The organism is Clostridium drakei, from assembly GCF_000633595.2.
In the GTDB taxonomy this organism is placed as follows: domain Bacteria; phylum Bacillota; class Clostridia; order Clostridiales; family Clostridiaceae; genus Clostridium_AM; species Clostridium_AM drakei.
In genome coordinates this window covers 1-6,512 of record NZ_JIBU02000092.1, presented here as the reverse complement: position 1 = coordinate 6,512, position 6,512 = coordinate 1, and the positions used below count along the sequence as shown (strand labels likewise).

Genomic DNA, 6,512 nt, shown 5'->3' with positions numbered 1-6,512 from the left:
GTATTCCGGCTGATATATGCTGTGAAGGAAAACTCACTTCATTAAGAAGTTCTAATGCTTAAGATATTGAAAAATTTCTACCTCCTCAAATGCGACGTCCTGTCGCTTTCGGAGCTTTTGCCGTCCTGGCAAAAATTACGAAATTTTTCAATATCTTAAGCAAAGAACTTCTAAAATTCGTTTGCATCTTCCTTCACAGCATATATCAGTCTCCATACAGTTGAAAGTTACTTTTCAGTGCATTGCGTATACATATAATATATTATTACATAACTCTCAATAGAAAGCTCAGATTTCATAATACTTATTATCCAATTTATGCATATTTTAGCTGTTTTAATAATATTCTATGACGGAGCCTGAAAAAATAATAAATTTGTTGATTATTACATTTATGAGATACTTGCATGTTTTTTTATGTTATATTTTTCAACAACTTAAATAATAAATTTCTTTTAAAGTATTTCTATATATGTAGAAAGCAAGTTGCTTTTAAATGAAATATATTAGTCTAGCAGCAAGCTACGCCTTAATTTTTAAGCATTATAAGTTGCGATTATAAATATAAATTTGACTTACTAAAACTACTTATAACAATGTAATTATATGCATACACTTGAAGTTACTAGTTTGGATTTTAACTTTTATGTAGTGATATATGGTAAGTGTTTCATCACATAAGCTAAATTGTTTTAATATTATTCTTAGCTTGAAGATTTGGAAAGCCTTAGAACTTTAGTCCTGTTTGAGGGAACCGAGTTTGACAAAGTTCTTAGGTTTTCCAAATCTTCAAGCTTTAGAATAATTAAAACATTTAGCCGTGATGAAACACTTATCATATATCACGGAGTAAAAGTTAAAATTCAAACTTCTACTGCACCTTTATGTCGCATTATGCTTAAAATCTGAAATTTGATTGTCTAAGTATACATATTAATTATCCACAGTATCTAATTATAAGTCAATCTATTTATACTCCCCTATCTAATATTCTTACAAAGTTATCCTTTAAGTTTCCAATAACTCCTGGCTTTTTTACATCTCGATCACTATAAATTTTAACTTTCCCTACTAATTTACCTTCTACATATACTTCGCAATGTCCTACTATTTCATTAGATTTATATTCTTTTTTTGCTTTATCTATAACTACTTTTTTGCTTACCTTAGCATCTTTTCCCCTTTCTACAACCACACTAAAATCATCTTGTGCTTTTGCTATAAAGAATCTATCTCCTTTTTTATTTAAATTTACTTTTTCAACATCTTTTCCTTTTTCCATAAGTTTTTTATTTTCATATTTTGAAAATCCATAGTTCATAAGCATACTTGCATCTTTGTTTCTTACTTTATATGTAGGAGACCCCATTATTACAGCTAACATTCTCACTCCATCTCTTGTAGCCGTTGCAGATATGCAATATTTAGCTTCATCCGTAAATCCTGTTTTTAAACCATCACAGCCTTTAAAAAATCTCACAAGCTTATTATGATTTACTAAACCTATAGGACTTTTTCTTCCCTCAGATATAGTTTCCATATATGTACCTGTATACTTTAATATATCTGGATGTTTTAACAACTCTCTCGACATAATAGCTATATCATAAGCTGTAGTAACATGTCCTGGTGAACTCAATCCTGTACAATTGTTAAAATTAGTATCTTTCATTCCAAGCTTATGAGCTCTTTCATTCATAAGTTTAACAAAACCTTCCTCACTACCACCTAAATATTCTGCCATAGCAACAGCTGCATCATTACCAGAAGCTATACCTATTCCTTTTATTAATTCTTCTACAGTTCTTACTTCCCCTGTATCAAGAAGCATAGAACTTCCACCCATCTTTTTTGCATTTTCGCTTATAGTAACCTTATCAGATAATTTTATTTTACCTGAATCCACATTCTCCATCGTTAAGAGCATAGTCATAATCTTTGTAACTGAAGCTGGTGCTAATTTTTCATGACAATTTTTCTCATAAATTATTTTGTCACTTAAAGGCTCAATAAGTAATGCCGATTTAGCATCTACTTTCATCAAATTATCTTCACCCTTAGTATTTGCTTTTGGTTCAGCTTTAACTGCTTTTGTAAAAATACCTAAAACTAAAGATAAAATTAGTATTATACTTAATAAAGTTTTCTTTTTCATTTTTTATTTCCTCCTTTCTTCAAAATGTATTTTTTCCCGAAACTAATAATATTATGAGGAAATAAAAAATATTGCTTGACAAATTTAAAACTTGTTTAAAATATTGTATGTTTTATTTAAAAAATTAACAAATTCAGAAAATTTAACTCTAGCTATGATACCCTCTATGCTCTAGGATGTGATTTTTTATATACTTCTGCAATTTTATTCTTTCTAGAAATAGAAGAATATATTTGAGTTGCTGATAAATCTTTATGCCCAAGCAATTCCTGCACAGACTTTATGTCAGCTCCATTTTGAAGTAAATGAACTGCAAAGGAATGTCTTAGAGTAAAGGCATTTATATGTTTATCTATTCCTGCAATCTTTGCATAATATTTTACTATCTTCCAAAATCCCTGCCTTGTCATTTGAATTCCTCTCAAATTTATGAAAAGAAGATCCAAATTATATATATTAATTTCTTGCCTTATTTTCAAATATTCTTCTAAGCATTTTATAGCTATAGAACCTATAGGTATAATTCTTTCTTGATTTTTCGAACCTTTACATTTTATATAAGCAAGCTTTAAATTTATATCATATATAGTAACATTCAAAATTTCTGTAACTTTCATACCAGTAGCATAAAGCATTTCTAGCATAGCTTTATCTCTTATGCCTTTATTTGTACTTAAATCTGGTGCCGAAAGAAGCATGTCTACTTCCTCTACAGTTAAAATTTTAGGAATATTATGCTTAACTTTTGGTATTTCATAATTAACCATAGGATTCTCATTTATAAATCCTTTAACTGTAAGATACTTATAAAAATTTCTAAGAGAAACTATGTTTCGTATAATAGAAGAAGTCGCTCTTCCTTCTTTTTGCAGTTGTTGAACATATGCCATTACAGAAACTACTTCTATTCCTAGTATATTTTCATCTTTCTCCTTTATAAAATTATAAAACTTACTTACATCTCTTACATAAGCATCCATAGTATTTTTGCTTACATTTTTTTTTTCTAAATTTTCAATGTATTTTAATAAAACTTTATCCATATTTTTCCCCACCTTTTAGAACAGTTTACCAAAGCCCTAAAAATTTATTGAAAACAATAATATAATTATGGAGGATATCAATATTTCTATGAACTAAATTATTTACTAATATACTATTATCATAAACATTAGGCTTATTTATAAAATTATAAAAAACATAATCTAATAATTTGGGTAAAAACAATCCTAAAACTATTAATATAAAGAAGCATTTTAGTACAGTTATTGCAAAATCATATGTCTTCTCATCTATGTTCATATTATAATGCTCCCAACACTTGCTATAATAAGTTTAACTATATTAGGCGTTGCATATGTTTCCATAAGAAAACCTACAAACATAACTGCAGCTACTAGCAAAAATGATAATGAATATGATGTAACCATAACCCAAATATTAGATGTCCATTGTCTATTAGATTTATCTTTTAATATTGCCATAGAAAAATCCATAGCAATTACTGAAGCTAATATAAAGCATGGAATATATATTATATTTTGTGGTAATACTCCAAGAAGTGAAAACATCATCCCTTTCATTCCCATTCCATTTACCATAAAACTTATAGTAAACCCAATAGTAAACCCCTTCATAATGTCTATAATTAAAATGATAGGAATTCCTATCATAGTAAGACCAAGAAACCACATTGCCAGTAAGATAGGAACATTACTTTTTAATGTTTCTGAGAATATAGATTTATAACTTATATTTCCTGAATTAATGGCTGCATTAAAATTTTTAATGTAGCTTAGAAGATCTGTTTTATCAAAACTTCCCATGTACCTTACACTGTACATTCCTAGTACTATACCTGTACATATACATAGAAGACTTATAATATACAGCCAAAAATTACTTTGTACATGCTTATTTAAAAGTCCTAATACTTTGTTTTCTGACATAACTTCATCCCCCTTTTGTTAATCACCTTTTTAAATATCTATGAAAAACAAAAGAGTTATATGCATACATTACTCCATCATAAAAGCACTTATAGTTTTAGCATCTATTATTTCACCTTTTTTGATCATTTCTTTTATAATATCTATTTTTAATTCCTTTACATTTATAAATTCATCTTCATCCTGTAAACCTGTACTTCCTTTATATAAATCCTCTGCCTTATATAAATATATATATTCATCACAAAATCCAGGACTTGTAACTATTTTCCCTAAATAACCAAATTTATTTGCCTTATACCCTGTTTCTTCTTCAAGCTCCCTTATGCCACAAATTTTTGGTTCTTCACCTTTTTCAATTTTCCCTGCTGGAAGCTCTAATAAGTTTCTTTCTAAAGGTTTTCTAAACTGCTCTACTAAAAGTATGGTTTCTTTGTCCTTATATGCAAGTATAGCCACTCCACCAGGATGGTTTACTATTTCTCTTTTTCCCTCTTTTCCATTAGGAAGTTCAACGGTTTTCAAATTAACTTCAATAATTTTACCTTTATATATATTTTCATTGAGTAAAGTTTTTTCTTCAAACTGCACCTTATATTACCTCCAAGTTTCATAAATAATACATGTAAATTTTTATTTAATTAAATTAATTTTATACTTTACATATATACTTGTCAATTATAGGAATATCATTAAACTTTTTTATTTGTAAATAATGCACTACCCTCTAGACAATATTAAAACATTATTATCTAGAGGGTAGTGCTAATTTATTTTTCATTTTCATATTTGACTTTCAATCTTCTTCACAAGCCTTTTGTAATTTCTTATAATTTCCTTTACTTCTTCTTCTTTGTCCTGATCATCTGCTAATTTATCCCTTAGATCATTAATTCTACTCATTAATAAATCTTTTATGTTTTTAATTTCTTCAATATCTAGATCAAGTTTCATACTATCACCTTCCTTTTGTTAAAATATTATGTCCCTATTTTCTTTTTTAGAATATCTATATTTTTAATTTTATAATATCTTTTACACAACTATTACAAAATTTTTATTATTTCCTTAAACTAATAATTAATTATAATTACAATTTACTTTTTATATCTATATGTTACACTTATTTAGCAATTTATTCAATAAGAAAAATAGAAATGATAGTAAAAACAATAACTTCAAAATAATTTTATTAATAAAATAAGTATTTGCTATATTTAAATCTAAACATAACAAATACTCATTTTTAGAAATTTTTTATTTATATTATATTTATAAAAGGCTATGAACTTACAACTATTGTTCTACTATTGTTCCACTATTTCCAACTAGTGCATCTTTTGCTCTATTTAAAGATGCAATTAAAGTTTTTCTTCCTTTTTTAGATGCTGCAAACTTAATTGCTGCTTTTACTTTAGGAAGCATACTTCCTGGAGCAAATTGTCCTTCATTTATATACTTTTCAGCATCTTTTATACTCATAACTGGAAGATTCTTCTGATTTGATTTACCAAAGTTTATAGCTACTCTATCTACTGCTGTTAAAATTAATAACATGTCAGCATTTAAATCTTCAGCAAGCTTCTCAGAAGCAAAATCTTTATCGATAACTGCTGCTACCCCATGAAGAAAACCTTTTTCGTCTTCTACTACAGGAATACCACCACCTCCGACAGTTATAACTACTTGTCCTTCATTTACTAATGTTTTTACAGTATTGAGTTCAACTATTTTTTCAGGTTGAGGAGATGCAACAACTCTTCTATATCCTCTACCTGCATCTTCTACCATTATGTAGCCTTTTTCTTTTTCTAAATCTTTAGCTTCCTCTTCACTATAAAAAGGTCCAATCGGTTTAGTTGGTTTTTCGAAACCTTTATCATTTTTATCAACAACAACTTGTGTGATTATTGAAGATACTGGCTTATCTATATTTCTTCTCTTTAATTCATCTTTTAAAGCTTGTTGAATATGATATCCAATCATTCCTTGGCTCATAGCACCACAAACATCAAAAGGCATAGCTGGTGTTACTTTACTAGCATATTCATTTTGGATAACAAGTCTACCAACTTGAGGACCATTACCATGCGCTATAATTAGTTCATGACCTTTTTCAATCATGTCTGCCAAATATTTAACTGTCTCATTAACAACTTCTAACTGTGATTCTGCAGTTGCTGGTTTTCCTTCAGCTTGCAACGCATTTCCGCCTAAAGCTACTACAATTCTCATTATTATTACCTCCAAATATAAAATAACTCTACTATTTTCCTAGTGTTGCAACCATAACAGCTTTTATAGTGTGCATTCTATTTTCAGCTTCATCGAATACTACTGAATGTTTACCTTCAAATACTTCATCTGAAACTTCTAATTCTTTTAATCCGAATTTTTCATAAACTTCT

The 6,512-nt window shown here is 28.1% G+C and carries 7 protein-coding genes and 1 pseudogene; all 8 read right to left on the bottom strand.

The genetic code is table 11. From position 1 onward, the window contains the following. Window positions 1-970 precede the first annotated feature (970 nt). Window positions 971-2,155, bottom strand: coding sequence for a D-alanyl-D-alanine carboxypeptidase family protein (locus EG57_RS0224795; protein ID WP_032079751.1), 1,185 nt, complete (start codon window positions 2,153-2,155; stop codon window positions 971-973). 164 nt (window positions 2,156-2,319) lie between these two features. Next, window positions 2,320-3,198 carry a site-specific tyrosine recombinase XerD gene (gene xerD / locus EG57_RS0224790; protein ID WP_032079750.1) on the bottom strand — a complete coding sequence of 293 codons (879 nt, stop codon included), beginning with the start codon at window positions 3,196-3,198 and terminating at the stop codon, window positions 2,320-2,322. 25 nt (window positions 3,199-3,223) lie between these two features. After that, window positions 3,224-3,457, bottom strand: coding sequence for a hypothetical protein (locus EG57_RS0224785; RefSeq protein ID WP_032079749.1), 234 nt, complete (start codon window positions 3,455-3,457; stop codon window positions 3,224-3,226). Next, the gene (gene spoIIM / locus EG57_RS0224780) at window positions 3,454-4,104 is read right to left on the bottom strand and encodes a stage II sporulation protein M (RefSeq protein WP_032079748.1); all 651 of its coding nucleotides are present in this window, start codon (window positions 4,102-4,104) and stop codon (window positions 3,454-3,456) included. Before spoIIM ends, EG57_RS0224785 begins: the two co-directional genes overlap by 4 nt. A gap of 69 nt (window positions 4,105-4,173) precedes the next feature. Further along, a complete protein-coding gene (locus EG57_RS0224775; RefSeq protein ID WP_032079747.1) occupies window positions 4,174-4,695 on the bottom strand; it encodes an NUDIX hydrolase in 522 nt (173 codons plus the stop codon). 192 nt (window positions 4,696-4,887) lie between these two features. Beyond that, window positions 4,888-5,058, bottom strand: a complete 171-nt coding sequence (locus EG57_RS26900; protein ID WP_200880613.1) for a hypothetical protein — start codon at window positions 5,056-5,058, stop codon at window positions 4,888-4,890. A 342-nt stretch (window positions 5,059-5,400) separates the two neighbouring features. Then, window positions 5,401-6,339, bottom strand: a complete 939-nt coding sequence (gene arcC, locus EG57_RS0224770) for a carbamate kinase (RefSeq protein WP_032079746.1) — start codon at window positions 6,337-6,339, stop codon at window positions 5,401-5,403. 31 nt (window positions 6,340-6,370) lie between these two features. After that, window positions 6,371-6,512 (bottom strand): annotated as a pseudogene (locus EG57_RS26125) (ornithine carbamoyltransferase); the annotation flags it as partial.

What these genes read in the sequence shown, in the direction of transcription:
- EG57_RS0224795 (WP_032079751.1), bottom strand. Translation starts at nt 2,155, where the DNA reads ATGAAAAAGAAAACTTTATTAAGTATAATACTAATTTTATCTTTAGTT.
- xerD (WP_032079750.1), bottom strand. Translation starts at nt 3,198, where the DNA reads ATGGATAAAGTTTTATTAAAATACATTGAAAATTTAGAAAAAAAAAAT.
- EG57_RS0224785 (WP_032079749.1), bottom strand. Translation starts at nt 3,457, where the DNA reads ATGAACATAGATGAGAAGACATATGATTTTGCAATAACTGTACTAAAA.
- spoIIM (WP_032079748.1), bottom strand. Translation starts at nt 4,104, where the DNA reads ATGTCAGAAAACAAAGTATTAGGACTTTTAAATAAGCATGTACAAAGT.
- EG57_RS26900 (WP_200880613.1), bottom strand. Translation starts at nt 5,058, where the DNA reads ATGAAACTTGATCTAGATATTGAAGAAATTAAAAACATAAAAGATTTA.
- arcC (WP_032079746.1), bottom strand. Translation starts at nt 6,339, where the DNA reads ATGAGAATTGTAGTAGCTTTAGGCGGAAATGCGTTGCAAGCTGAAGGA.